Below are 24,597 nucleotides of genomic sequence, written 5' to 3' on the forward strand. Positions count from 1 at the left end.
AGGAGCACCGATGGCGTCTCGTCGACGATCACCCGACCGGAGTGGCGGACCCATCCGTCCGCGTGAGGTCGCGCCGACACCGGTGTCCGTGTTGTCCACCGCCACCGGGGCCCGACTCGACCTGGTCGGCGGCGCCGACGCCGAGACCCAGGTGACCGGGGTCGTCCTGCGGGCGCAGGACGTCCGGCCCGGTGACCTGTTCGCCGCTCTGCCCGGGGCCAGCACGCACGGCGCGAAGTTCGCCGATCAGGCCGTGGCGGCCGGTGCGACGGCCATCCTCACCGACCCCGCCGGCCGGGCCGAACTGGCTCGCGTCCTGCCGCCGGAGACGGCCGTCGCGGTCCTCATCCATCCCGCTCCCCGCACGGTGCTCGGCAATGTCAGCGCCCGCGTGTACGGCAATCCGTCCCAACGACTCAAGCTGATCGGCATCACCGGCACGTCGGGCAAGACCACCACGTCCTATCTGGTCGAGGCCGCCCTGCTGGCCGCCGGGCACTCGGTAGGGCTCATCGGCACCGTCGAGACCCGCGTGAACGGCGTCGCCCAACCGAGTTCGCTGACCACGCCGGAGGCCCCGACACTGCAGGCCCTGCTCGCGGCGATGCTCGAGGACGGCGTCGACATCGTCGTCATGGAGGTGTCGAGTCACGCGCTGGCACTCGGTCGCGTCGACGGTGCGCATTTCGCGATCGGCGCGTTCACCAATCTCTCGCAGGACCATCTCGATTTCCACCTGACGATGCGCGCCTACTTCGACGCGAAGGCCCAGCTGTTCGTTCCGTCCGCCCCGACGCACGCGGTCCGGGCGGTCGTGTGCGTCGACGACGAGTGGGGTCGGCGGATGGCCGAGCTCGCCCGGCGGCCGGGCGAGGCCGCCCATCTGCAGCCGGTCCTGGTGTCCACCGGGCCGACGCCGGCCCACTGGCGTGCGGGTGAGTCGTCGCTCGCCGACGACGGCTCGTCACGCACCCCGTTCACCGAGCCGGACGGTGAGCACGAGCTCCTCATCCCATTGCCCGGCCGGTACAACGTGGCCAACGGGCTCCTGGCCGTCGCCGTGGCACATGCCGCCGGGGTGCCGGTGCCGACCGCACTCGAGGCGGTCGCGTCGGTGAGCGTCCCGGGACGCCTACAGCGCATCGATCGTGGACAGCCGTTCCTGGCCCTCGTCGACTACGCGCACAAGCCGGGCGCGATCGAGGCGGTGCTGGCGACACTGCGCGGGCAGACGACCGGACGGGTGGCCATCGTCGTCGGTGCCGGCGGCGATCGCGACACCGGGAAGCGACCGCTGATGGGGGAGGCGGCCGCGCGTGGTGCCGAACTCGTGGTCGTGACCGACGACAACCCGCGTACCGAGGACCCGGGTGCGATCCGGGCCGAGGTGCTCGCCGGTGCACAGGCCGTGCCCGGAACCGAGCGCCCCCGCGGCGCCGAACCGATCCAGGAGATCGGCGATCGCGCCGCCGCGATCGAGGCGGCCGTCGCCTGGGCACGACCCGCCGACATCGTGCTGGTCGCCGGCAAGGGACACGAGGCAGGACAGGAGATCGACGGCGTGAAGCATCCGTTCGACGATCGGGAGGTCGTCGCCCGTGCGCTCGAGTCCCGCGCAGCCGAGGCTCCGGGTGCGGTCACGGAGAGCGAACGATGACCACCGGAGCGGTCACGGTCATCCGCGGCGATGCGCCGGTGTCGGTCGACGACGCCCGTCGGCTGATCCGGCGCCTCGCCGAGTCCGCCGGCGCCGGCCGCACCTGGGCGGTCATCGCCGAGCTGGCCTCGCCGGCCGGCCTGACCGAGAACCAGCGCGTCGTCGAACACGACCTGCTGGGCCGCCTGGCGGTCCGGCTGGCCGTCGACAAGACTCTCTGCGTGGGGGATTCACGATCGGTGCACGCGCTGCACCAGGGCGCGGTCATGGAGGGTTCGTGGGGTGACGAGGCGCGCATCGTCGAGTCCGTCGACGCCGCCGCCCGACTCGCCGACACAGAACCGGACTGGCGGCCCGCCGCCGGCGACGTCATCCTGCTGGCCGCGGCTGGCGCCGATCTCGACTCGGTGATCACCGCGTGGTCCGAGCGGGGCGGATGGCGGGTCGTCGACGCCCCGGCCGGCGACGAGGCGGCACCGTGAGCGCTCGCGCGGGCGTGAGTGGGCCGACGATGCCGCTCCGCCGCGGGGTGTCAGGCAGGTTCGGGAAGATCGCGGCCGGGAACAGACCGGTCGCGTACGGAGAGGATGCGGGGGCAACGCGGTGACACAGATACTCCTCGCGGGGGCGATCGCGATCGCGGTGTCGATCCTGCTGACGCCGGTCCTCATCAAGGTGTTCTCCCGGCAGGGCTTCGGGCAGGAGATCCGGGTCGAGGGCCCGCAGAGCCACCAGACCAAGCGCGGGACCCCGTCGATGGGCGGCGTCGCGATCCTGGCGGCTCTCTGGGCCGGATATTTCGGCGCCCACCTCGTCGGGGTCTTCACCGACGCCGGGAACGGGCCTACCGCCTCCGGACTGCTCGTCCTGGGGCTGGCGACCGCGTTGGGCGTCGTCGGGTTCCTCGACGACATCATCAAGATCCGCAAGCATCGCAACCTCGGTCTGAACAAGACCGCGAAGTCGATCGGGCAGTTCATCGCCGCCATCCTCTTCGGCATCCTGGTGCTGCAGTTCCGCAACGACTACGGCTACACGCCGGCGAGTACGAACCTGTCCTACGTCCGCGACATCGATGCGATCACGCTCGGGTCGGTCGTGTTCGTGGTGTTCTGCTGGCTGGTCGTCGCGGCCTGGTCGAACGCGGTGAACTTCACCGACGGACTCGACGGCCTGGCCGCCGGCTCGATGGCGATGGTCCTGGGCTCTTACGTCCTGGTCACCTTCTTCCAGTTCGTCAACGCCTGTGCGGGCGGCGCGAAACCACCGAGCGAGATCCCCACCGGCTGCTACCAGGTCCGTGACCCCCTCGATCTCGCGCTCATCGCCGTGGCCGGCGGTGGAGCGTGCCTCGGCTTCCTCTGGTGGAATGCGGCGCCCGCCAAGATCTTCATGGGCGACACCGGCTCGCTCGCCCTCGGCGGCATGCTCGCCGGTCTGTCGATCACCACGCGAACGGAGTTGCTCGCGGTCGTGATCGGCGCGCTGTTCGTCGCCGAGATCATGTCGGTGGTGATCCAGATCGCCTTCTTCCGGACCACCGGTCGTCGCGTGTTCCGGATGGCGCCGTTCCATCACCACTTCGAACTCGGTGGCTGGGCGGAGACCACGGTGATCATCAGATTCTGGTTGCTCACCGCCATCGCCTGTGCGCTCGGCCTGTCGCTGTTCTACGGCGAGTTCCTGACCACCAATGGCTGATCAGCCGGAAGCGAGTCCGACCCCCGGGGGGCCCGACCCGCGCGCCCTGGCCGGCCGGACCGTCGTGGTCGGCGGGGCCGGGACCGCGGGGTTGTCCGCCACCCGGTTCCTGGTGACGCTCGGCGCGCATGTCCTGCTCGCCGACGACCGGTTCGCCGGTGCTGACGCGCCGCCCGTCGACCGGAACGCCGCGGCCGCGGCGGTCGCCGGGGTCACCGAACTGATGTCGCAGGGCGTCGAACCGGTCGCCGTCGCGGATCTGCTCACCGGTCCCGGGCGACTGGCGACGGCCAGGGTCGTGATCGTGTCACCCGGCTTCGCGCCCACCCACCACCTGGTGGCCGCCGCGGCCACCGCCGGCGTACCGGTCTGGGGCGAGGTCGAACTGGCCTGGCGCGTGGACGTCGCGGGACTGTTGGGCGAACCACGCACCTGGCTTGTCGTGACCGGCACCAACGGCAAGACGACGACCACGTCGATGCTCGCCGGGATCGTCGAGGCATCGGGTCGCAGGGGTGCGGCCTGCGGCAACATCGGGCTCCCGGTGCTCGACGCGATGCAGGCCGAGCCCCGGGTGGACGTGCTGTGTGCGGAACTGTCGTCATTCCAGCTGTATTGGGCGCCGTCGGTCCGTCCGCATGCGGGAGTCGTGCTGAACGTGGCCGAGGATCACCTCGACTGGCACGGGACCTTCGAGGCGTACGCACTTGCCAAGGCGGGAGCGCTGCGCGGTGCGGTGAGCGTTGTCGGACTGGACGACCCGGTCGCGTCCGGCCTGCCCGCCGCGGGCCGCCGCATCGGTTTCACGCTGCGCGAGCCGCAGCCCGGACAACTCGGCGTCGCGGACGGCGTGCTGATCGACCGCGCCTTCGACGCGGGCCGGTTGTATGACGCCGACGAGGTGCGCCCGGCCGGACCGTCGGGTGTCGCCGATGCGCTGGCCGCGTCGGCTCTCGCGCTCGCGGCCGGCATCGGGCCGGAGGCGATACGGGCGGGGCTGGCGTCCTTCCGGCCGGCCGGTCATCGCGGCGAAGTCGTCGCCTCGCGGGACGGGATCGACTTCGTCGACGACTCGAAAGCCACCAACCCCCACGCCGCCCAGGCGGCGGTCGCCGCCTTCGATCGGGTCGTGCTGATCGCGGGCGGTCTGCTCAAGGGTGCGTCGATGGATGAGATGCTCACCGCGGTGGGCAGTCGGCTGGCCGGGGTGGTCGCGATCGGCCGCGACCGGGACCTGGTGATCGAGGCGATCGCGCGACACGCCCCAGAAGTCCCAACAGTCACAGTATTCACAGGGGACGATGGCACGGTGAACGCGCATCGTCCGGGACAGGCCGGTCCCCATGCCTCAGCAGTTGATCTCCCGGGGACGGGCTCCTCGACATCGGTGGCGGTCATGGACCGGGCCGTCGAGGAGGCGTGGGTGCTCGCGGAGGCGAGCCCGTCCGCGCCCGACGCCGTGCTGCTCGCACCCGCGGCGGCCTCGCTGGACATGTTCGCCGGATACGGCGCGCGCGGTGACGCTTTCGCCGCCGCCGCGCGTCGGATCGCCGGCTCGCCCGACACCGGACGCTGAGTCGGATGAGCAGCCGCAACCCGGCCGCGGACAACGACCCCGTCGACGATGCCGACGACCGCAGCGGTCTCGACGGCGTCGGAGACGATGGTGTCGCTGCCGACAACGGGAGCGCTGATGTCGAGACCGGCGGGGACACCGGTGGCCGGACGCGCACGAAAAACGAACGGCAGAGCGTGAAGCGCGGGACCGGTGGCAGGTCGGCACCGGACGACGCCTCGGGCCGCTCCGCGGGTGCGGCAGCAGCGACCGCCGCGTCGATCCCGGCGATCGTGCTCGACGCCATCCGCAACCTGTTGGCACGTCCGCTGGCGTCGTATCAGCTGATTCTCACGATGTCGTTCCTGCTCACCACATTCGGCCTGGTGATGGTGCTCTCGGCGTCGTCGGTCGAGGGGTATTCCAAAGAGGGTTCGGCGTACGGGCTGTTCGCCACGCAGGTGATCTTCGCCCTGCTCGGCCTGGTGGTCTTCTACTTCATGCTGCGGATTCCGGTGCGGCTGCTCCGACGGTTCGCCGCTCCCGCGATGTTCGTCGCGGTGGTGCTCCTGGCGCTGGTCCTCATCCCCGGCGTGGGCACGCTCAGTCAGGGCGCACGCCGCTGGTTCGTCATCTACGGCCTGTCGGTGCAGCCGTCGGAGCTGGTGAAGGTCGCGTTGTGTATCTGGGGTGCGCACCTGCTGGCCTCGCGCCGGCGGGACAACGCCTCCCTGCGCGAGCTGCTGGTCCCGCTCGTCCCGGTGGCCATGCTCGTGTGCCTGCTCATCATCCTCGAGCCGAACCTGTCGACGACGATCACCATCGCGATCATCGTCGGTGCGCTGTTGTGGTTCGCGGGACTGCCGGTCAAGGTCTTCGTCTCGTTCGCGGTGTCCGGCATCGCGCTCGCCGTGATCCTCGCCCTGGCCGAGGGCTACCGCTCGCAGCGCGTGATGAGCTTCCTCGGCAACGTCGATGACCCGCAGGGCGCCGGCTATCAGGCGCGCCAGGCGACCTACGCGCTCGCCAACGGCGGGGTCTTCGGCGTGGGCCTCGGCCAGTCGAGTGCCAAGTGGAACTATCTGCCGAACGCGCACAACGACTTCATCTTCGCGATCATCGGCGAGGAGCTCGGGCTGCTCGGCGGGCTCATGGTGGTGTTCCTGTTCGTCGTCCTCGCCTACATCGGCTTCCGGATCGCATCCCGGTCGACCGATCCCTTCCTGCGCCTGATGTCGGCGACCATCACGGTGCTGATCACCGCGCAGGCGTTCATCAACATCGGCTACGTCATCGGATTGCTGCCGGTGACCGGAATCCAGCTGCCGCTGATCTCGGCCGGTGGCACGTCGACGCTGACCGTCCTCGCGATGCTCGGTCTGCTCGCCAACGCCGCGAGGCACGAACCCGAGGCGGTCGCGACGCTCACCGGCGGGTCGCCGAGCCGCGTGGCACGGTGGCTGCGCCTGCCGACGCCGGTGGCCTACCGGCAGACACGGGCGGAGTCGCTGCGCGATCGACTGGACCAGCGTCGCACGGCCGGTCCGCGTCCGACGGCCGGCGCGGGTCGCGGCGGCCGGGGACCGCAGTCGCGTCGCCGTCCGCCGAGCGGGCCCGCGCCGTCGGCCGATGCCGGACGTGGCCGTCGACGCTTCCCGTTGCCCTGGCGGCGGGCCGCCGAGACGTCGCAGCGGCGGGCCGCCCCGTCGCAGTCCGCGCGGGACGATCGACGGCAGGGCCGGTCGTCGACGCGATCCGGTGCCGGCGACACCCGAGGGGCCCGGTCGGCGGCCTCCGGCCGGGCGGGTGTCCCGCGCGGGCGGGTCCGGCCGGGGACTTCTTCGCGGAGCGGCGTCGACTACGGTGTCGGGTATCGGGGGAGCGGGTCGTATGTACGCGGCGCCGGGAGCGGAGCGAGCGGGCCGAATGTACGCGGCGCCGGCCGTCGGTGACCGGCGGTGGGAGCGGCTGAGGTGCGGGCCCACGACGGGAGATCTCCCGGCCGGGAGCCCGCGAATGTGATCGAAAGCTGAAATGGAGTGACGACGCCGGTGAGTTCGGGTGCGGTACAAGCTGATACGACCGGACGGCCGAACGGCCGGCCGTTGTCGGTGGTCGTCGCAGGCGGCGGCACGGCCGGTCACATCGAACCCGCCCTCGCCGTCGCCGACGCGGTCAGCCGCATCGATCCGACGGCCCGTATCACGGCGCTGGGTACCAGTCGGGGCCTCGAAGTCGATCTCGTCCCGGAACGCGGATACGACCTGCAGCTGATCCCGCCGGTGCCGTTGCCGCGCAAACCCGGCCTCGACCTGGCGCGCACCCCCGGTCGTCTGCTGGGTTCGGTGGCCGCCACCCGCAAGGTTCTGGACGAGGTGGACGCCGACGTGGTCATCGGTTTCGGTGGTTACGTCTCGGTGCCGGCGTACCTCGCGGCGCAGATGCACCTGCGCCGACGCAATCGGATCCCGATCGTCATCCACGAGGCCAATGCCTCGGCCGGCATCGCCAACAAGGTCGGTGCCCGCTTCGCCGATCGGGTCCTGGCGGCGGTCGACGGTTCCGGGCTCGATGCGACGGTCGTCGGAATCCCGGTGCGCGGTGTCCTCGCCGAACTGGACCGGCCCGCCCTGCGGGCGAAGGCGCGCCACTACTTCGGACTCGACGACGACGCTCCGACGCTGCTCGTCTTCGGCGGCTCGCAGGGCGCGCAACGACTCAACGACGCCGTGTCGGGCGCGGCGAAGACATTGGGTGAGGCCGGCATCGGCGTGCTGCACGCATACGGTCCCAAGAACTCGATCGACCCCGCCGTCGTCGATGACGCGCCGCCCTACCGCGCCGTCGGGTATCTCAAACGGATGGATCTCGCGTACGCCGCCGCGGATCTCGTGATGTGCCGGTCCGGCGCGATGACCGTCGCCGAGGTGTCGGCGACCGGGTTGCCCGCGATCTATGTCCCGCTGCCGCACGGGAACGGCGAACAACGACTGAATGCGCTCCCGGTCGTGGAGGCGGGCGGGGGACTGCTCGTCGACGATGCGACGGTGGACGCGGACTGGGTTGCCCGCGAAGTGCCTGCGCTGCTGACGGATTCGGCTCGGCTGCACGAGATGTCGATCGCTGCCGCGGGCACCGGGCATCGGGACGCCGCGGCGGCGGTGGCCACCGCCGCCATCGAACTCGCGCAGGATTTCCGGGCCGGACGTCGTCGCGGTGGGAGGTCGGCCCGTGAACGATGAGACCGTGAGCGAAGCGACGGAGAAGGACGAGGCGGCGTCGGCTCCGGGGTCGCTGCCCGACGAACTGAGCCGCGTCCACATGGTCGGCATCGGCGGCGCCGGGATGTCGGGGCTGGCCCGGATTCTGCTGGCCCGCGGGGGACAGGTGTCGGGGTCGGATGCCAAGAACAGTCGCGGCATCCTCGAACTCCGGACCCGCGGCGCCCGGGTGCAGGTCGGGCACGATCCGTCGGCGCTCGACCAGATCCCCGGTGGCCCGTCTGTCGTGGTGACCACTCACGCCGCGATCCCGAAGACCAATCCCGAACTCGTGGCGGCACGGTCGCGCGGCATCCCGATTCTCCTGCGACCGCGCGTCCTGGCCCAGCTGATGGCGGGTCAGCGCAGCCTGCTGATCGCCGGCACCCACGGCAAGACCTCCACGACCTCGATGGCGGTCGTCGCGCTGCAGCATGCCGGGACCGACCCGTCGTTCGCGATCGGCGGCGAGTTGAACGAGTCGGGGACCAACGCCCACCACGGTGGCGACCCGATCTTCGTCGCCGAGGCCGACGAGAGCGACGGCTCGCTGCTGGAGTACACACCCGACGTCGTCGTCGTCACCAACATCGACGCCGACCACCTCGACTTCTTCGGTTCCATCGAGGCCTATGTCGAGGTGTTCGACCGGTTCGTCGCGCGCATCGCCGGCGGCGGGTCGCTCGTCGTGTGCCTCGACGACCCGGGCTCGGCCGCCCTGGCCGGCCGCGTCGCCGAGTCGCTCACCGCGCGCGGGGTGGAGGTCCTCGGTTACGGACGGGGGACCCACGCCGCGCTGGCGCCGACCGTCCGCAACGTCGCGACCATGACGTCCTGGCAGCCGCGCGGAGGCGGCGGAGCCGCCACGGTCCGGTTCACCTCCCCGCTCTGTCCGGATGCCGAGGATCGACGAATCGTCCTCCCGCTCCCGGGCGAGCACATGGCGCTCAACGCGATCGCCGCGGTGATCGGTGCCGCCCGGGTGGGTGCGCAGCCCGGCGTCGCGACATCCGACGCATCGACCGGGGTCGGGCGGCTCGACGGCATCGTGGCCGGGATCGGCGCGTTCGGCGGTGTCCACCGCCGTTTCGAGTTCCGCGGACGGCGCGGCGGCGTCGAGGTCATCGACGACTACGCCCATCATCCGACCGAGGTGCGGGCCGTGCTGTCGGCGGCGCAGGACATGGTGTCCGCCCGCGGCGGGCCGAGCGGTTCGCGCGGGCGCGTGATCGCGGTGTTCCAGCCGCACCTCTACTCACGCACCGTCGAGTTCGCCGACGAGTTCGCCGCTGCTCTCGACCTCGCCGACGCAGTCGTCGTCGCCGATGTGTACGGGGCCCGTGAGGCCCCGATCCCGGGAGTCAGCGGGCGCACGATCTCGGACAAGCTGACCGTGCCGGGGATCTTCGCCCCGGACCTGTCGCGGCTGGCCGCGCAGGTCGCGCGACTGGCGCGATCCGGGGATGTCGTGCTGACCCTGGGCGCGGGCGACATCACGATGCAGGGTCCGGAGATCCTCGACGCCCTGGCCCCGGCCTCGACGACCGACGGCCCGGCGGACTCCGACGGCCGGACGGGGCGGGTGTCGTGATCCGCTGGCCGGAGCGCCGCCGGTCGCGCGTGGTCCTCGGCACGCTCATGGTGGTCGCGGCCGGCGTCGGGTTGGTGCTCATCGCCTACCTCACGCCGCTGATGTCGGTGCGCGGCACCGACGTCCGCGACAACGGGTCGATTCCGGCCGACGAGATCCTGCGGGTCGCGGCGGTGCCGTCGGGCACCCCGCTGCTGCAGGTCGACACCCGGGCGGTCGCGCAGCGTGTCGCCACCATCCCGTCCGTCGAATCGGCGCGCGTGCAGCGGAGTTACCCCTCGTCGCTGACCATCACCGTCGTCGAGCGGGTCCCGGTCGTGATCGTGAACAACGGCGACGACGTCCACGTGCTCGACAAGTCCGGGGTGGCGTTCCTCGACTACGACCGCACGCAGGGCGTCCCGCCCGAGGTGCTCAAGCTCCCGGTTCTCGACACCCCGAACCCGGGGCCGGCGGACCCGACCACCAGGGAGACCATCGCGGCGGTGGCGGGCTTGCCCGAATCGCTGGCGCGGCAGGTCATCCGGGTGACGGCGACCTCGCCGGTCGACATCGAGTTCACGCTGTCGGAGAAGCGCACCGTGGTGTGGGGGGACAGCGACCGCGGCGCCGAGAAGGCCCGCACACTGACGCACCTGCTCACCCGCGAGGCGCGGATGTACAACGTGTCGAGTCCCGAGTTCCCGGCCTATCGGTGACCGCACGCCGGATCCGGCCGTCCTCGGATTCTCCGGCGGGGTGGCGCGGACCCGCGTGACGGGGCCGGACGACTGCCGTGGGGCGGCGAAAAGCTGAGGGTTCCGGCGGATTTCGCCACGACTTCCCGACACGCCGAGCGCGGATCTGGATACCGGGGCCCGCGATGCCTAGCGTCATCACCACAACGAGTTACTTGACATAACTCTAAATCTATGGTTCAGGTTTAGGGTTTGTCGCGAGCGGGACGTGGACCGGCCGGTTCACACAGGACATATCGAGACCAGAACTCGAACAGAGATCGACCACACAAGGAAGGCGAGCGCATGACGCCACCGCACAACTACCTGGCCGTCATCAAGGTCGTCGGCATCGGCGGTGGCGGCGTGAATGCCGTCAACCGCATGATCGAACAGGGACTCAAGGGAGTCGAGTTCATCGCGATCAACACCGACGCCCAGGCGTTGTTGATGAGCGACGCCGACGTCAAGCTCGATGTCGGGCGCGACTCGACACGGGGTCTCGGCGCCGGTGCCGATCCCGAGGTCGGTCGCCGCGCCGCCGAGGACGCGCGCGACGAGATCGAGGAACTGCTCAAGGGCGCCGACATGGTCTTCGTGACCGCGGGCGAGGGCGGCGGGACCGGAACGGGTGGTGCACCCGTGGTCGCGTCGATCGCGCGCAAGCTCGGTGCGCTCACCGTCGGCGTGGTCACCCGGCCGTTCGCCTTCGAGGGCAAGCGACGCGGCGGACAGGCCGAAGCGGGCATCACCGCGCTGCGCGAGTCCTGCGACACGCTGATCGTGATCCCCAACGACCGTCTGCTGCAGCTCGGCGACGCGCAGGTCAGCCTGATGGACGCGTTCCGCAGTGCCGACGAGGTGCTCCTCAACGGTGTGCAGGGCATCACCGACCTCATCACCACGCCGGGCCTGATCAACGTCGACTTCGCCGACGTCAAGGGCGTCATGAGCGATGCCGGCAGCGCGCTGATGGGCATCGGTTCGGCCCGCGGCGAGGAGCGTGCGCGCAAGGCCGCCGAGTCCGCGATCAACTCGCCGCTGCTCGAGGCCTCGATGGAAGGCGCCCGCGGTGTGCTGATCTCGATCGCCGGTGGCAGCGACCTGGGTCTGTTCGAGATCCACAACGCCGCGACCCAGGTGCAGGAGGCCGCGCACGAGGACGCCAACATCATCTTCGGCACGGTGATCGACGACAACCTCGGTGACGAGGTCCGGGTCACGGTCATCGCCGCCGGCTTCGACGGTGGCTCACCCAAGAAGCGGACCGACGTCCCGGCCGCCGCGGGGCGTTCCGCGGTCGGTCAGGGCCAGGCCGGCGCCGTGGCGTCGCCGCCGAAGAACGATCCGCTCTTCGGGGACATGCCGAAGGGTGCGGGCGATCCGTTCGAGCAGGAGCCGGAGCCGCCCCGCCGCAACACCGTCCGGCTCGACGACGACGATGTCGACGTGCCGTCGTTCATGAAGCGCTGAGCCCGCGCATGCGGGTGCGTCGTGTCATCACCACCCGTGCCGGCGGGGTCTCGGTGTCACCGTACGATTCGTTCAATCTCGGTGATCACGTCGGAGACGATCCGGAAGCCGTGGCGGCGAACAGGATTCGGCTGGCCGAGCAGATCGGGGTGGCGGCCGGGTCGGTGGTCTGGATGGAACAGATCCACAGTCGCAACGTCACCGTGGTCGACGGACCGGTTCCCGAGCCGGTGCCCGCCACTGACGCGCTGGTCACGACCACGCCCGGTCTCGCCCTCGCCGTGCTGTCCGCCGACTGCGTCCCGGTACTCCTCAGCGACGACGACGCCGGTGTGATCGCGGCGGTCCATGCGGGCCGCGTCGGCGCCCGGATCGGCATCGTGCCCGCCACCCTGCGCGCAATGGTCGAACTCGGCGCCAGCATCGGGTCCATCGGTGCCTTCCTCGGTCCCGCCGCGAGCGGAGACCACTACGAGGTGCCCGCCGACATGCAGGCCGACGTAGAGAAACATCTGCCGGGCAGCGCCGTGCGTACCAAGAAGGGCACGGCCGGTCTCGACCTGCGTGCCGGCTTGCGGCGGCAGTTGCTCGAGGCCGGCGTCGCCGGAGTCGCGGTCGACCCGCGGGACACCATCGCCGACCCGAGCCTGTTCAGCCATCGCCGGGGCGCACCCACGGGCCGCCTGGCCTCGGTCATCTGGATGGACCCCGGTGACGATGTACACGGTGACGATGTACACGGTGACGATGCACACGGCGACGATGCACCCGGCGACGATGCACCCGGTGAGCGGCGCCCGCTCGGGGAGTGACCCGGTGGCGAGAAGGATGGGGACATGACCGGGTCATCTGATGCGCGCACCGCCGAGCTGGGCGAACGGTTGGCCGCGGTGCGTCGGCGCCTCGACGCCGCGGTCGAGGCCGCCCACCGGCCGGCGGGGTCCTGTCAGCTCCTCGTGGTCACCAAGTTCTTTCCCGCGGATGACGTCCGTCGGCTGCTGCGGCTGGGGGAGCGCGCGTTCGGCGAGTCGCGCGAACCCGAGGCCGGCCGGAAGGTGGCAGAGGTGCTGGGGGACTGGGAGTCCCCGGAGCCCGGCGACGTCCCCGTCTTCGACATGATCGGTTCGGTGCAGTCCAAGAAGGCCCGGTCGGTGGCGCGGTGGGCGCGCGCGGTGCACTCCGTCGACCGCCCGAAGGTCGTCGACGCCCTGGACCGTGCCGCGGTCGCGGCACTCGACGAGGGGGAGCGCGCCGATCCGCTCGGCATCCTGCTCCAGGTCAGCCTCGACGGCGATCCGCAACGCGGCGGCGTCGTCGAAGAGGATCTCCCGGCTCTGGCCGAGCGGGTCGTCGAGGCCGATTCACTGCGGTTGCGCGGGCTCATGGTCATCGCCCCGCTGGACGGCGAACCCGGACACTGGATGGCCGAGGCCGCACGCATCCACGAGGCGTTCCGCGGGCGATTCGACGCCGCCGAACTGTCCGCGGGCATGTCCGGGGACATGGAGGAGGCGGTCGCCGCGGGCTCGACATGCGTGCGTGTCGGAACCGCGATCATGGGCGATCGGCCGCTAATCTCTCAGTAATCACATTGGTAACACCAGAACCAAGTGACACACGAAGCGCAGTCAGCTCACTGACCACAGATGCACCATCCGGCACGGCAGCAACCGGCGTCGCACTACCAGAGAGGCCGTCAATGACCACGATGCAGAAGTTCAAGGCTTACTTCGGCATGGTGCCGCCCAGCGAGTACGAGGACGACTACCTCGAGGAGTCGGCCCCGCCGCTGCGTGAGCGGTCTCGTGAGCGCGCCTACCGTGACGACTACTACGGCGACTCCTCCTACGATCCCGGATACGAGCCGTCCTTCCGGGACGCCGGCTACCGCGACGAGATCGCGTACCGCGACGAGCTGTCCGACCGTCACTACGACGCCGGCTTCGACCTGGCCCCGGAGTACGCGGCGGAGTTCGCCTACGCCGGCAGTCGCGCGGTGGGCGAGGGGCCGATGCGGGCACCCGCCCGCCTCGAACCGCTGCAGCGTTCGTCGAGTGCGGCCCTGCGCGCTGCCACCGCGCCGCGGTCGATGGGTGCCGACCCCCGCGAACTCGAGCGCGTCTTCGCCGACAGCCCGCTGCAGAAGATCACCACGCTGCGCCCGTCGGACTACAGCGAAGCCCGTACCATCGGGGAGCGTTTCCGCGACGGCAACCCGGTCATCATGGACCTCGTCGACATGAGCAACGACGACGCCAAGCGCCTCGTCGACTTCGCCGCGGGTCTTGCGTTCGCGCTGCGCGGATCGTTCGACAAGGTGGCCACCAAGGTGTTCCTGCTGTCGCCCGCCGACGTCGACGTGTCGCCCGAAGACCGCCGCAAGATCGCCGAGACGGGCTTCTACAACCACTCCTGACCGGCGTCGGGTACCTCGGTTCGCCGTCGTCCGAGATGTTCAGGCACTCTTGACGCGTGGCTGCGATTTTGTTGAGCGTCTTGTACTACATCCTGCTGATCTTCTGGTTGCTCCTCCTGGGCCGGCTGGTGGTCGAACTGGTGCGCACCTTCGCCCGTGAGTGGCGCCCCACCGGGATCGCGGTGGTCGTCATCGAGATGGTCTTCACCGTGACCGACCCCCCGATCAAGGCGTTGCGTCGCGTTCTCCCCCCGATCCCACTCGGTCCCATCCGGCTCGACCTGTCGCTCATGATCGTGATGCTCGTCGTGATCATCGGCATGAACATCGTCAACGGTCTGCGCGCCGACGCTCTGGCCGAGTCGCTCGCGATCGCCGGACACCTCGTCCGCCCGTGATCCCTTGGTCCCGGAGCTTGCGGGCGCGTCCCCTCTGCTCCCGAATCCGAAAGAAGCGACTCCCCCTGCTCCCTGAGGAGCGCCCGGAGCTTGCGGGCGCGTCCCGCTGCTCCCTGAGGAGCTCCCGGAGCTTGCGGGCGCGTCCCCCTGCTCCCTGAGGAGCTCCCGGAGCTTGCGGAGGGCGCGTCACGAAGGGTCCGTCCCCGGCGGGCGCACTCGATCGGGCGGCGGGTACCCCGCGTCAGGGAGATGGTCTACGGTTATAAGTCATCTTCGGATGACTGTTTCATTTCAACAGCGCATCGCAGAGATGCGACCAACGGTTCGCGTGTGACAGGATTGGACGCCAGTTACAATTTTTGACTGGTATGAATAGTTAGTGACAACCTGTATTGGTCGAACGACTCACCGTCGCGCGATCCGGGTTGGACGGCCCGCCAACTGAACACAAGTTCACCACCAGACACGAGGGGAACCGACATGCGGCTGACTCCAGCTGATGTGCACAACGTCGCGTTCAGCAAACCGCCCATCGGTAAGCGCGGTTACAACGAGGACGAGGTCGATCAGTTCCTCGACTTCGTCGAAGCCGAACTCGCACGGCTGATCGAAGAGAACACCGACCTCAAGCAGCGCGTCGAGGAGCTCGAGAGCGAGCTCGCCGATGCCCGTTCCGGTGGTGGCGCCCAGGCGGACGACCGGACCCAGATGTTCGCCAAGCCCGCCGCGGCACCCGAGCCGCCCGCCCCGGCGCCGACGCCGGCCCCGCAGGCGACCAACGACGACGCCAACGTGCGCGCCGCACGCGTTCTCGCGCTCGCCCAGGACACCGCGGACCGGCTCACCGGCAGCGCACGCGCCGACGCCGACGCGATGCTGTCCGACGCTCAGACGCGCGCCGACACGCTCGTCTCCGAGGCGCAGAGCAAGTCCGATGCCATGCTCGCCGATGCCCGGCAGCGCTCGGAGGCGATCCTCGCCGACGCCCAGACGCGATCGGAGGCGCAGCTGCGGCAGGCACAGGAACGTGCCGATGCCCTGCAGAGCGACGCCGAGCGCAAGCACAGCGAGATCATGGGCACGATCAACCAGCAGCGCGGTGTGCTGGAGGGCCGGATCGAGCAGCTCAAGACGTTCGAGCGCGAATATCGTACGCGTCTCAAGACCTACCTCGAATCCCAGCTCGAGGAACTCCAGCAGCGTGGCAGCGCGGCGCCTGTCGAGGGCGGCCGACCCGACCAGTCGTTCTCGAACGATCCGGGTAACGGTGGATTCAGCAGCTACTCACCCAGCTGACCTGGGCGGATCGGTGCGCACTAGGCTGGTGATGTGCTGACCTTGGCGCTGGCCGCGACCCTTCTGGGGTTCGTGCTGCTCATCCTCGGTCTCATCACCGGAACCGTGTGGCTGGCCGTGGCCTGCATCGTGGTCTGTCTGGTGGGCCTCGGCTTCCTCCTGGTGGACGTGTTCGCCGGTCGCAAGGGCGACGCGGCCCGGTCACTGGAAGACATGGTCCCGGGCGCCGGCTCCGACACCGGTCCGTCGCACGACGCCGACGACGACGCGGTCACCCGGCACGACTCGGACGGCGATCGCGGCGCCGATGCACCGACGCGCCGGTACCCCGCCGCCGACGCCCCCGGTGTCGGCGATTCCGAGCCCGCCGGTTATCGGCCCGGGGCCTTCGACCCAGGAATGGCCGCGCCCGCTGGTTCGGTCCCGCCGAATCGTCCTGCTCCCGAGCGTCGTGAGGGCAACCTCGAGGACTATCTGCGTTCGGTCGGCGGCGACGGTCCGAGTGGTGACGGGCCGTCCCGGGGGGTCCCGCCGACCGGTGTCGATGTCGCCGGTGGTCCCCCCGGTGCCCAGGGTCGCCCCGGTCCGCCGCCGGGTTCCCGACCGCCCGGCGTAGGACCGCAGAGTCGCCAGCCCGGGGTCGGTCAACCATCGTGGACTCAACAGCAGGCCCGGCCGCAGCAGGGGCAATTCGGTCCTCCGCAATCCGGCCCGCCTCCGACCAGGGGTCAACGGCCTCCGGTCGGCCCGCCGTCGGCTCCGCGTCCGTTCGACCCGCAGTCCACGGGGTGGGCCCCCGACGACGTGCCGGGCGGCAGCGCCGCCGGCCCGGACGACCGGGCAACGCGTTCCGATGAGTCCGCGCCGCGTCGCCGGCGTGCAGATTTCGATCCGCTTGATCCGAACTGGCATCCGCCGTCGGACTGAGCGCACCCGCGCGGCCGAACACCCATTGGCCCGACCGGGTGGGTCGTCGCTACACTGGTTCACGCGTTGATCCGGCCATCACCGGGGAGCACCCGGAAGAACGGTGTCATCGAGTGCGGCGTCCAGTGGACGGTGCGAATGCGTGACTCCCAGTAGAACCGGGCGGGCGTGGCCCGTGACAGCCACAGGATCGTACGGTCACCGACCGTCGCGATTCGTCGAGTGGCGTCGGATCTCCGACGCAAGCGGGGTGGTACCGCGCAGACCTCCGGTGTGCGTCCCCGTGCCGATGAGACATCACCAGGCACGAGGAGACGAGCCGTGAGCGACGCGACCGACCCCACCCAGTCCGCCCCCACTCAGTCCGGGCGGGTGTATCCCAAGGTCGACATGACCGGGGGCACCGGGCGCAGCGCCCCCGACTTCCCGTCCGTGGAACAGCGGGTCCTGCAGTACTGGGACTCCGATTCGACCTTCGCCGCGTCGATCGAGAACCGGGCCGACGCCGAGGAGTTCGTCTTCTACGACGGTCCGCCGTTCGCGAACGGGCTGCCGCACTACGGTCACCTGCTGACCGGTTACGTCAAAGATCTGGTACCTCGGTACCAGACGATGCGCGGCAAGAAGGTGGACCGCCGGTTCGGCTGGGACACACACGGTCTGCCCGCAGAGCTGGAGGCCGAACGCCAGCTCGGGATCACCGACAAGTCGGAGATCGAGAAGATGGGCATGGCGAAGTTCAACGAGTACTGCCGCGACTCGGTGCTGCGGTACACGGGGGAGTGGCGTGACTACGTGACCCGCCAGGCCCGCTGGGTCGACTTCGACAACGACTACAAGACACTCGATCTCGACTTCATGGAGTCGGTGATGTGGGCGTTCAAGGCGCTCTACGACAAGGGGCTCATCTACCAGGGCTATCGGGTGCTGCCCTACAGCTGGTACGAGCAGACGCCGTTGTCCAACCAGGAGTCCAAGCTCGACGATGCCTACCGGATGCGGCAGGACCCGGCGGTCACCGTCACGATGCCGCTGCGGGTGCCCGACGGTCCGCTGGCCTCGCTCGACGGAGTCAACGCGCTCATCTGGACGACGACGCCGTGGACCCTGCCGTCCAACCTCGCGATCGCGGTGAACCCCGAGGTCACGTACGTCCATGTGAAGGCCGCCGACGGCCGGGAGTACCTGCTGGCCGAGGCGCTGCTCGGTGCGTACGCGAAGGAGATCGCCGATCCGGAGGTGCTCGGCACCCACCTGGGCACGACCCTGGAGAACCTGTCGTACACACCGCCGTTCGACTTCTTCGCCGGTCACCCGAACTCGCACCGGGTCTTGCTGGGCGACTACGTGACCACCGACAGCGGCACCGGGATCGTGCACCTCGCACCGGCTTTCGGCGAGGAGGACATGGACCTCGCGACCGCCAACGGCATCGAGGTGGTGCAACCGCTCGACCCGGGCGGACGCTTCACCGCGCAGGTCCCGCCGTATGAGGGCCTGATGGTGTTCGACGCCAACCCGGTGATCATCAAGGACCTGAAGGAATCCGGCCGGATCCTGCGCCATGAGACCATCGAGCACTCCTACCCGCACTCGTGGCGGTCGGGCCAGCCGCTCATCTACATGGCGGTGCCGTCGTGGTTCGTCGCGGTGACGCAGTTCCGCGACCGTATGGTGGAGCTGAACAAGCAGATCACCTGGGTACCCGAACACATCCGGGACGGGCAGTTCGGCAAGTGGCTCGAGGGCGCCCGGGACTGGAACATCAGTCGCAACCGGTACTGGGGTGCGCCACTGCCGGTCTGGGTGTCCGACGACCCGGAGTTCCCGCGCGTCGACGTCTACGGTTCGCTCGACGACCTCGAGCGCGACTTCGGGGTGCGTCCGGACAACCTGCACCGGCCGTTCATCGACGAACTCACCCGGCCCAATCCCGATGACCCGAGCGGCAAGTCGACCATGCGTCGGGTGCCCGAGGTCCTCGACTGCTGGTTCGAGTCGGGTTCGATGCCGTTCGCCCAGGTGCACTATCCGTTCGAGAACCGCGACTGGTTCGACGGTGGTGACTCCGCGCACGCCCCGGCCCACAACCCGGGCGATTTCATCGTCGAGTACAACGGGCAGACCCGTGGCTGGTTCTACACGCTGCACGTGCTGGCCACCGCGCTGTTCGACCGGCCGGCCTTCAAAACCGTTGCTGCGCACGGGATCGTGCTGGGTGACGACGGGCAGAAGATGTCGAAGTCGAAGCGCAACTACCCCGACGTCAACGAGGTCTTCGATCGCGACGGTTCGGACGCGATGCGATGGTTCCTGATGGCCTCGCCGATCCTGCGCGGCGGCAACCTCGTCGTGACCGAGCGAGGCATCCGGGAAGGGGTGCGTCAGGCGCTCCTGCCGCTGTGGAACGCCTACAGCTTCCTGCAGCTCTACGCCGAGCGCCCGGCGACCTGGCGGACCGACTCGCAGCATGTGCTCGACCGCTACATCCTGGCCAAGCTGGCGACGACCCGTGACACGATGACCGCGGCGCTCGACATCTACGACATCGCGGGGGCGTGTGACGCCTTCCGTGAGTTCGTCGAGTCGCTCACCAACTGGTATGTGCGTCGTTCCCGGGCGCGCTTCTGGGCCGGCCAGGACGAGGACACCGACGCCTTCGACACCCTGTACACCGTGCTCGAGGTCGCCTGCCGGCTGGCCTCGCCGCTGCTCCCGCTGGCGACCGAGGCCGTCTGGCGGGGTCTCACCGGGGAGCGGTCGGTGCACCTGACGGACTGGCCGACGAGCGATGAGCTGCCGGCCGATGCCGACCTGGTCATGGCGATGGACCAGGTCCAGGCGGTGTGCTCGACGGCGTCGAGCGTCCGCAAGGCCAACAAGCTGCGGGTCCGACTGCCCCTGTCGGGTCTGACGGTGGCCTCGCCGACCGCGGCCGCGCTCGAGCCGTTCGTCGACCTGATCAAGGACGAGATGAACGTCAAGAACGTGACACTGGCGACCGATGCCAGCGAGTACGGGCGTTACGAGATCGCGGTCAACGCCCGTGCCGCCGGCCCCCGCCTGGGCAAGGACGTGCAGCGTGCGATCAAGGCGGTGAAGTCGGGCAACTGGACTGCGGGCGAGGGCGCCGACGGGTCCGAGGTCGTCGTCGCCGACGGCATCGAACTCCACGACGGTGAGTTCACCCGGCGGCTGGTGGCCGTCGAACCGGACTCGACCGCGGAGCTGCCGGGCGGGAACGGCCTGGTCGTCCTCGACACGGCGGTCACGCCCGAACTCGAGGCCGAGGGGTGGGCGAAGGACCGGGTTCGCGAGCTGCAGGATGCGCGCCGCACCCTGGGACTGGACGTGTCCGACCGGATCACGGTGCGACTCGTCGTACCGGCCGAACGTCTGGACTGGGCGAGGACGCACGCCGACCTGATCGCCGGCGAGGTGCTCGCGGTGCGTTTCGACGTGTCCGGCGATGGTGACGCGGGCAGCATCGAACTGGGCGACGGTGTGACCGCCGACGTGGCGAAGGCGAACTGATCCGCTGACCCGTGCACCGCGCGGACATCCCGGCCGGGTGCCCGCGCGGTGTCGTCGTCGGCCGCGCGGGGAGGCGTGGTCGGACGAGACGATCTGGGACACCGATCGCCACACTCGCACCCTGGCGGTGCCGCGCCACGTACGGTGTGGAGACTGCCGCGACCCGACCCCGCAGGGTGAGCACACACCCGAGCGCGTCGTTCGCCGCCCGAACCATCTACGAGGGGGCAGACCCCGATGACCCGTATGGACGTGGACCCGATTCCGGCGCGATCCGCCGCGTTCGAACCGCTGCTCTTCACGGTGGCCTACGAGATCCTGGGCTCGGCTGTGGACGCCGATCATGTTGTCCGACACTGCCTCTGGGATCATCCGGCGAGCGCTCCGGTAGGCGCGCTCGACCCCGGGTCGGCCCGAGCGCACCTCACCGCGCAGGTTGCCCGGCGCGCGCTCGAGACGCTCACCGCGCGTCGACGTGTTGCCGGGGACTACGTCGGACCGTGGTTACCCGATCCCATCCGGTTCGACGGCGACGTCCTCGCCGACGCGGGTCTCGCGGAATTCGCGTCGACCGCGATGCTGCTCGTTCTGGAAAAGCTCGAGCCCGCTGTGCGGACGGTGTACGTCCTGCGTGAGGTCTTCGGATTCGCCGACGACACGATCGCCATGATGCTGTCCTGGACGCCCGACGAGGTGGGGATGCTCGCGGAACGAGGCCGGTCGTTCGTCGAGCGTCGGCGCCCCCGGTTCGATCCGATGGACCGCGCCCGCGCCGCGGAGGTTTTCGAGACGTTCCTCGACGCCGCAGAGTCGGGCGACGCCGACGCGCTTGTCGCCCTCATGGCACCCGAGGTCGTGCTGACCTCGGACAGCAACGGCAAGGCCACCGCAGTCCGTCAGCCCATGCGCGGGGCGCCCGCGGTGATGCAGGTGCTGTCCGGGTTCGCCCGGATCGGAGCTGTACTCGAGGACTACCGCGCCGAGTTCGTGGTCTTCAACGGCCAGCCCGGGATGATCCTCTACTTCGACGGCCGGTTGCAGACCGCGATGACCCTCCGCGTCGTCGATGACCTGACCGTCGACATCTACGTGATGCGCAACCCCGACAAGCTCGTCGGTGTCGAACGCCGGCGATCGGTCACCCGCTGATCAACCCACCGCGCGGAGTGCGGGATCTGTACCGGAAACCGGTACGAATACCGCACTCTGTCCAGATCTCAGGCGAACAGGCCCGACAGCGTCTGCTCGACCTGGAACCGGAACAGCTGCTCGGGATGCGCGAAGGTGTCGGTCCCGTACTGGCCGAAGGTCTCCAGGCTGATCGCGCCGACGAGTACGGCCCACAACGTGGTGGCCGCGGCCAGGACCGCGGCGGGTGTGTCGAGGTCGAACTCGTCGCGGATCGCGTCCATGTCCGCGGCGACATCCGTTGTGGGAGAGGGTAGGTCGGCGCGTAGCACGCCTTCGGAGTGGGCGGCCGAGCACTCGCGGAGGAGCCGCACGGGAATGCGTGTGCCGGGCCCGACGGTCCGCTCGCCGGGGGCGGAGTAACCGGGCACCGGGCTTCCGTAGATCAGCGCCCATCGGGATGGCTCGGCGAGAGCCCAGGTCCGCGCTGCCCCGGCCGCGGCTGCGAGTCGATCGCGTCGTCGGGAGGTGGCAACGGAATCGGCCGCGGCATCGACGGCGTCCGCGACATCGGTGTAGGCCTCCACCAGCAACATGGTCAGCAACTCGTCGCGGCTCGGGACGTACCGGTACACCGCCGAGGAGACGACGCCCATGTCGCGGGCGATGGCGCGCAACGAGAGCCCGGCGGCGCCGTAGGTGGTCAGGTGTTCGCGTCCCAGCCGACGGATCTCGTCGGTCATCATCGCGCGGTTCTCCGCGCGGCTTCGTCCGGTGGCCATGGCGACGATCCTGCCACAAACCGAGAGCGGTGCTCTTGATTTCCGGGCGGCGCGGCCGCATACTCAATTCCGAGAGCAGTGCTCTCGGAATTGTCACCTCGACGAAAGGCCGATCATGACCCCAACCACCCACTACAAGGCCCCGAGCGGATTCGAGGCCGCCTTCAACCGCGCAGTGCGCTGGCTCGCCGACCGCGGGGTCAACCTGGCCGGGGCCCAGACGCTCACCGTCGTCGGCCGGAAGACCGGCACGCCGCAGCGAGTGCCGGTCAACGTGCTGCGACTCGACGGGGTGGAGTACCTGGTCGCCGTCCGAGGCGACACGCAATGGGTCCGCAACGCGCGCGTGGCCGGGACGGTCGAACTTCGCCGCGGCCGACGTCGGGCCGTCGTCACCCTCACCGAGCTCGACCCCGCGCTTCGTCCGCCGTTCATCCGGGAGTACCTGCGCCGCTGGGGGTGGGAGGTCGGGCGGTTCCTGCCCGCGGGCCTCGAGCTCGCGTCGTCGGACGAGGATCTCGCCGCCCACGCCGGGTTGATCCCCGTCTTCGCCGTCACCGCTGCTCACTAGACTCGGTGAGGTGTCACGCCTCGAACCCGAACCGTCGCGCCCGGTCGGTGCGGTGTCGGGGCGGGGGTCCGAACGCAGCCCGCGCTGGGTGATGCACCTCGACATGGACGCGTTCTTCGCCTCCGTCGAACAGCTCACCCGACCGACGCTGCGCGGCCGCCCGGTACTGGTCGGCGGGTCCGGTGGGCGCGGGGTGGTCGCCGGCGCCAGCTACGAGGCGCGCGTGTTCGGTGCCGGCTCGGCGATGCCGATGCACCAGGCGCGCCGGCTCATCGGGCCGACCGGCGTGGTCATCCCGCCGCGCGGATCGGTGTACAGCACGGTCAGCAAACGGGTCTTCGGCCTTGTGCGCGACGCTGTTCCGGTCATCGAGACGCTGTCGTTCGACGAGGCGTTCGGTGAGCCGGAAGAACTCGAGGGGGCGACCGTCGACGCGGCCCGCGAGTTCGCCGAGCGACTCCGAGCCCGGATTCGGGATGAGGTCGGACTCGCCGCGTCGGTCGGACTCGGGAGCGGAAAGCAACTCGCCAAGATCGCCTCGGGGATGGCCAAACCCGATGGGGTTATGGTGATCCCACCGTCCGGTCAGCTCGAGTTCCTGCATTCGCTCCCGGTCCGCAAGCTGTGGGGCATCGGACCCGTGTCCGGCGATCGGCTGGCGCGCCTGGGAATCGCGACCATCGGTGACCTCGCAGCGATGTCGCCGGTGGAGGTGGCCTCCGTGCTGGGCGGCACCGTCGGTCCCGCGCTGCATCGCCTCGCCCACGGCATCGACGACCGGCCGGTCGCCGAACGTGCTTCCTCGAAGCAGATCAGCGCCGAGTCCACCTTCGCCGAGGACATCGTCGAACTCGACGCGCTGCGTCCCGCCATCCGCAAGGCCGCCGCCGACGCTCACCGCCGACTGCTCGCCGACGGCCGGGGCGCGCGCACCGTCGTGCTCAAACTGAAGAGATCCGATATGTCGGTCCTGACGCGCTCGGCGACGACCGCGGCGGCCACCACCGACTTCGACGACCTCGAGCGGACGGCGCAGCGGCTCGCGCTCGATCCGCGTTCCATCGGGGCCATTCGCCTTGTCGGCGTCAGCTTCTCGGGGTTGACCGCGGTGCAGCAGTACGCCCTCTTCGACGAGCTCGGCAGCGAGGGACCGGCCGATGTCGAGACCACCCACCACGACACCGCCGCAGGCCGCGGTGCAGCAGCGGGAGACCGCGCCGAGGTGACGGCGTCACCGGACCCGGCCGGGGCCGAGGTGCCGGCCGTCCACGTGGCGGACTCGGCTCCCGAACCTCCGCGGTTCGCGCCGGGAGGAAGTTCGATGCCGGTCGGCCGCTTCGGCCCCGGCGCCGACGTGACCCACCCCGCCCACGGGCACGGCTGGGTCCAGGGGAGTGGGCACGGGGTCGTCACCGTGCGATTCGAGACCCGCACGAGCGGGCCGGGGCGTACGCGCACGTTTCCGGTCGACGATCCGAACCTCCGTCCGGCGGATCCGCTCGCCAGCCTCGAATGGGATCTCCCCGGCGACGACTGACCGATCGGACACGGTGTCGACCGGCCGCGCCCTGGACGCCACCCGGCGGGTGCCG

Annotated in this window: 20 protein-coding genes; 19 read left to right on the forward strand and 1 reads right to left on the reverse strand. The window is 70.1% G+C overall.

What is annotated here, in order from left to right; all coding sequences use genetic code 11:
- Positions 1–10: 10 nt before the first annotated feature.
- From ACFVHY_RS13205 to ACFVHY_RS13285, 17 genes are all read left to right on the forward strand, one after another.
- Positions 11–1,657 (forward strand): UDP-N-acetylmuramoyl-L-alanyl-D-glutamate--2,6-diaminopimelate ligase, encoded by a 1,647-nt coding sequence (locus ACFVHY_RS13205; protein WP_390272368.1) that lies wholly within the window; start codon positions 11–13, stop codon positions 1,655–1,657.
- Entirely contained in the window at positions 1,654–2,139 is a 486-nt protein-coding gene (locus ACFVHY_RS13210; RefSeq protein WP_390272370.1) for a UDP-N-acetylmuramoyl-tripeptide--D-alanyl-D-alanine ligase, read from the forward strand. The genes ACFVHY_RS13205 and ACFVHY_RS13210 overlap by 4 nt, the downstream gene beginning before the upstream one ends.
- A gap of 121 nt (positions 2,140–2,260) precedes the next feature.
- Complete coding sequence (gene mraY / locus ACFVHY_RS13215; RefSeq protein ID WP_058251712.1) at positions 2,261–3,358, forward strand: phospho-N-acetylmuramoyl-pentapeptide-transferase; 1,098 nt, start codon at positions 2,261–2,263, stop codon at positions 3,356–3,358.
- Complete coding sequence (gene murD, locus ACFVHY_RS13220; RefSeq protein WP_390272372.1) at positions 3,351–4,934, forward strand: UDP-N-acetylmuramoyl-L-alanine--D-glutamate ligase; 1,584 nt, start codon at positions 3,351–3,353, stop codon at positions 4,932–4,934. The genes mraY and murD overlap by 8 nt, the downstream gene beginning before the upstream one ends.
- A gap of 5 nt (positions 4,935–4,939) precedes the next feature.
- Positions 4,940–6,865 carry a putative lipid II flippase FtsW gene (ftsW, locus tag ACFVHY_RS13225; RefSeq protein ID WP_390272375.1) on the forward strand — a complete coding sequence of 642 codons (1,926 nt, stop codon included), beginning with the start codon at positions 4,940–4,942 and terminating at the stop codon, positions 6,863–6,865.
- 159 nt (positions 6,866–7,024) lie between these two features.
- A complete protein-coding gene (murG, locus tag ACFVHY_RS13230) occupies positions 7,025–8,155 on the forward strand; it encodes an undecaprenyldiphospho-muramoylpentapeptide beta-N-acetylglucosaminyltransferase (RefSeq protein WP_065632299.1) in 1,131 nt (376 codons plus the stop codon).
- A gap of 79 nt (positions 8,156–8,234) precedes the next feature.
- Positions 8,235–9,764: a UDP-N-acetylmuramate--L-alanine ligase gene (gene murC / locus ACFVHY_RS13235; protein WP_390272567.1), complete on the forward strand. Its 1,530-nt coding sequence runs from the start codon at positions 8,235–8,237 to the stop codon at positions 9,762–9,764.
- Positions 9,761–10,462, forward strand: coding sequence for a cell division protein FtsQ/DivIB (locus ACFVHY_RS13240; RefSeq protein WP_390272378.1), 702 nt, complete (start codon positions 9,761–9,763; stop codon positions 10,460–10,462). Before murC ends, ACFVHY_RS13240 begins: the two co-directional genes overlap by 4 nt.
- Before the next feature lie 324 nt (positions 10,463–10,786).
- Entirely contained in the window at positions 10,787–11,953 is a 1,167-nt protein-coding gene (gene ftsZ, locus ACFVHY_RS13245) for a cell division protein FtsZ (protein WP_058251716.1), read from the forward strand.
- A gap of 8 nt (positions 11,954–11,961) precedes the next feature.
- Positions 11,962–12,765, forward strand: a complete 804-nt coding sequence (gene pgeF, locus ACFVHY_RS13250) for a peptidoglycan editing factor PgeF (protein WP_390272382.1) — start codon at positions 11,962–11,964, stop codon at positions 12,763–12,765.
- Positions 12,766–12,789: 24 nt separating this feature from the next.
- A complete protein-coding gene (locus tag ACFVHY_RS13255) occupies positions 12,790–13,539 on the forward strand; it encodes a YggS family pyridoxal phosphate-dependent enzyme (RefSeq protein ID WP_390272384.1) in 750 nt (249 codons plus the stop codon).
- Between the two features lie 113 nt (positions 13,540–13,652).
- On the forward strand, positions 13,653–14,369 hold the full coding sequence (locus ACFVHY_RS13260) for a cell division protein SepF (RefSeq protein ID WP_065632303.1): 717 nt from the start codon (positions 13,653–13,655) through the stop codon (positions 14,367–14,369).
- 56 nt (positions 14,370–14,425) lie between these two features.
- Entirely contained in the window at positions 14,426–14,767 is a 342-nt protein-coding gene (locus ACFVHY_RS13265; RefSeq protein ID WP_065632304.1) for a YggT family protein, read from the forward strand.
- Between the two features lie 480 nt (positions 14,768–15,247).
- Positions 15,248–16,063: a DivIVA domain-containing protein gene (locus ACFVHY_RS13270; protein WP_390272386.1), complete on the forward strand. Its 816-nt coding sequence runs from the start codon at positions 15,248–15,250 to the stop codon at positions 16,061–16,063.
- A gap of 33 nt (positions 16,064–16,096) precedes the next feature.
- The gene (locus ACFVHY_RS13275; RefSeq protein WP_390272388.1) at positions 16,097–16,990 is read left to right on the forward strand and encodes a hypothetical protein; all 894 of its coding nucleotides are present in this window, start codon (positions 16,097–16,099) and stop codon (positions 16,988–16,990) included.
- A gap of 321 nt (positions 16,991–17,311) precedes the next feature.
- Positions 17,312–20,524, forward strand: coding sequence for an isoleucine--tRNA ligase (gene ileS / locus ACFVHY_RS13280; RefSeq protein ID WP_390272391.1), 3,213 nt, complete (start codon positions 17,312–17,314; stop codon positions 20,522–20,524).
- Positions 20,525–20,761: 237 nt separating this feature from the next.
- Positions 20,762–21,673 (forward strand): RNA polymerase subunit sigma-24, encoded by a 912-nt coding sequence (locus ACFVHY_RS13285; protein WP_390272393.1) that lies wholly within the window; start codon positions 20,762–20,764, stop codon positions 21,671–21,673.
- Between the two features lie 68 nt (positions 21,674–21,741).
- On the opposite strand, the gene ACFVHY_RS13290 is transcribed toward ACFVHY_RS13285, so the two are convergent.
- A complete protein-coding gene (locus ACFVHY_RS13290) occupies positions 21,742–22,434 on the reverse strand; it encodes a TetR/AcrR family transcriptional regulator (RefSeq protein ID WP_390272395.1) in 693 nt (230 codons plus the stop codon).
- Between the two features lie 115 nt (positions 22,435–22,549).
- On the opposite strand from ACFVHY_RS13290, the gene ACFVHY_RS13295 reads away from it, so the two are divergent.
- Together ACFVHY_RS13295 and ACFVHY_RS13300 are read left to right on the forward strand one after the other, a co-directional pair.
- Positions 22,550–23,005 (forward strand): nitroreductase/quinone reductase family protein, encoded by a 456-nt coding sequence (locus tag ACFVHY_RS13295; protein ID WP_390272398.1) that lies wholly within the window; start codon positions 22,550–22,552, stop codon positions 23,003–23,005.
- Between the two features lie 91 nt (positions 23,006–23,096).
- The gene (locus ACFVHY_RS13300; protein ID WP_390272569.1) at positions 23,097–24,542 is read left to right on the forward strand and encodes a DNA polymerase IV; all 1,446 of its coding nucleotides are present in this window, start codon (positions 23,097–23,099) and stop codon (positions 24,540–24,542) included.
- Positions 24,543–24,597: the final 55 nt, after the last annotated feature.

Source organism: Gordonia sp. NPDC127522, from assembly GCF_042672305.1.
Taxonomy (GTDB): Bacteria; Actinomycetota; Actinomycetes; order Mycobacteriales; family Mycobacteriaceae; genus Gordonia; species Gordonia hongkongensis.

Excerpts from the sequence above, each read along its gene's own strand:
- murD (WP_390272372.1), top strand. The coding sequence starts at position 3,351 with ATGGCTGATCAGCCGGAAGCGAGTCCGACCCCCGGGGGGCCCGACCCG.
- ACFVHY_RS13270 (WP_390272386.1), top strand. The coding sequence starts at position 15,248 with ATGCGGCTGACTCCAGCTGATGTGCACAACGTCGCGTTCAGCAAACCG.
- ACFVHY_RS13255 (WP_390272384.1), top strand. The coding sequence starts at position 12,790 with ATGACCGGGTCATCTGATGCGCGCACCGCCGAGCTGGGCGAACGGTTG.
- ACFVHY_RS13210 (WP_390272370.1), top strand. The coding sequence starts at position 1,654 with ATGACCACCGGAGCGGTCACGGTCATCCGCGGCGATGCGCCGGTGTCG.
- ACFVHY_RS13290 (WP_390272395.1), bottom strand. The coding sequence starts at position 22,434 with ATGGCCACCGGACGAAGCCGCGCGGAGAACCGCGCGATGATGACCGAC.
- pgeF (WP_390272382.1), top strand. The coding sequence starts at position 11,962 with ATGCGGGTGCGTCGTGTCATCACCACCCGTGCCGGCGGGGTCTCGGTG.
- ftsZ (WP_058251716.1), top strand. The coding sequence starts at position 10,787 with ATGACGCCACCGCACAACTACCTGGCCGTCATCAAGGTCGTCGGCATC.
- ACFVHY_RS13300 (WP_390272569.1), top strand. The coding sequence starts at position 23,097 with ATGCACCTCGACATGGACGCGTTCTTCGCCTCCGTCGAACAGCTCACC.
- ACFVHY_RS13205 (WP_390272368.1), top strand. The coding sequence starts at position 11 with ATGGCGTCTCGTCGACGATCACCCGACCGGAGTGGCGGACCCATCCGT.
- ACFVHY_RS13295 (WP_390272398.1), top strand. The coding sequence starts at position 22,550 with ATGACCCCAACCACCCACTACAAGGCCCCGAGCGGATTCGAGGCCGCC.
- ACFVHY_RS13285 (WP_390272393.1), top strand. The coding sequence starts at position 20,762 with ATGACCCGTATGGACGTGGACCCGATTCCGGCGCGATCCGCCGCGTTC.
- ftsW (WP_390272375.1), top strand. The coding sequence starts at position 4,940 with ATGAGCAGCCGCAACCCGGCCGCGGACAACGACCCCGTCGACGATGCC.
- murC (WP_390272567.1), top strand. The coding sequence starts at position 8,235 with ATGGTCGGCATCGGCGGCGCCGGGATGTCGGGGCTGGCCCGGATTCTG.
- ACFVHY_RS13260 (WP_065632303.1), top strand. The coding sequence starts at position 13,653 with ATGACCACGATGCAGAAGTTCAAGGCTTACTTCGGCATGGTGCCGCCC.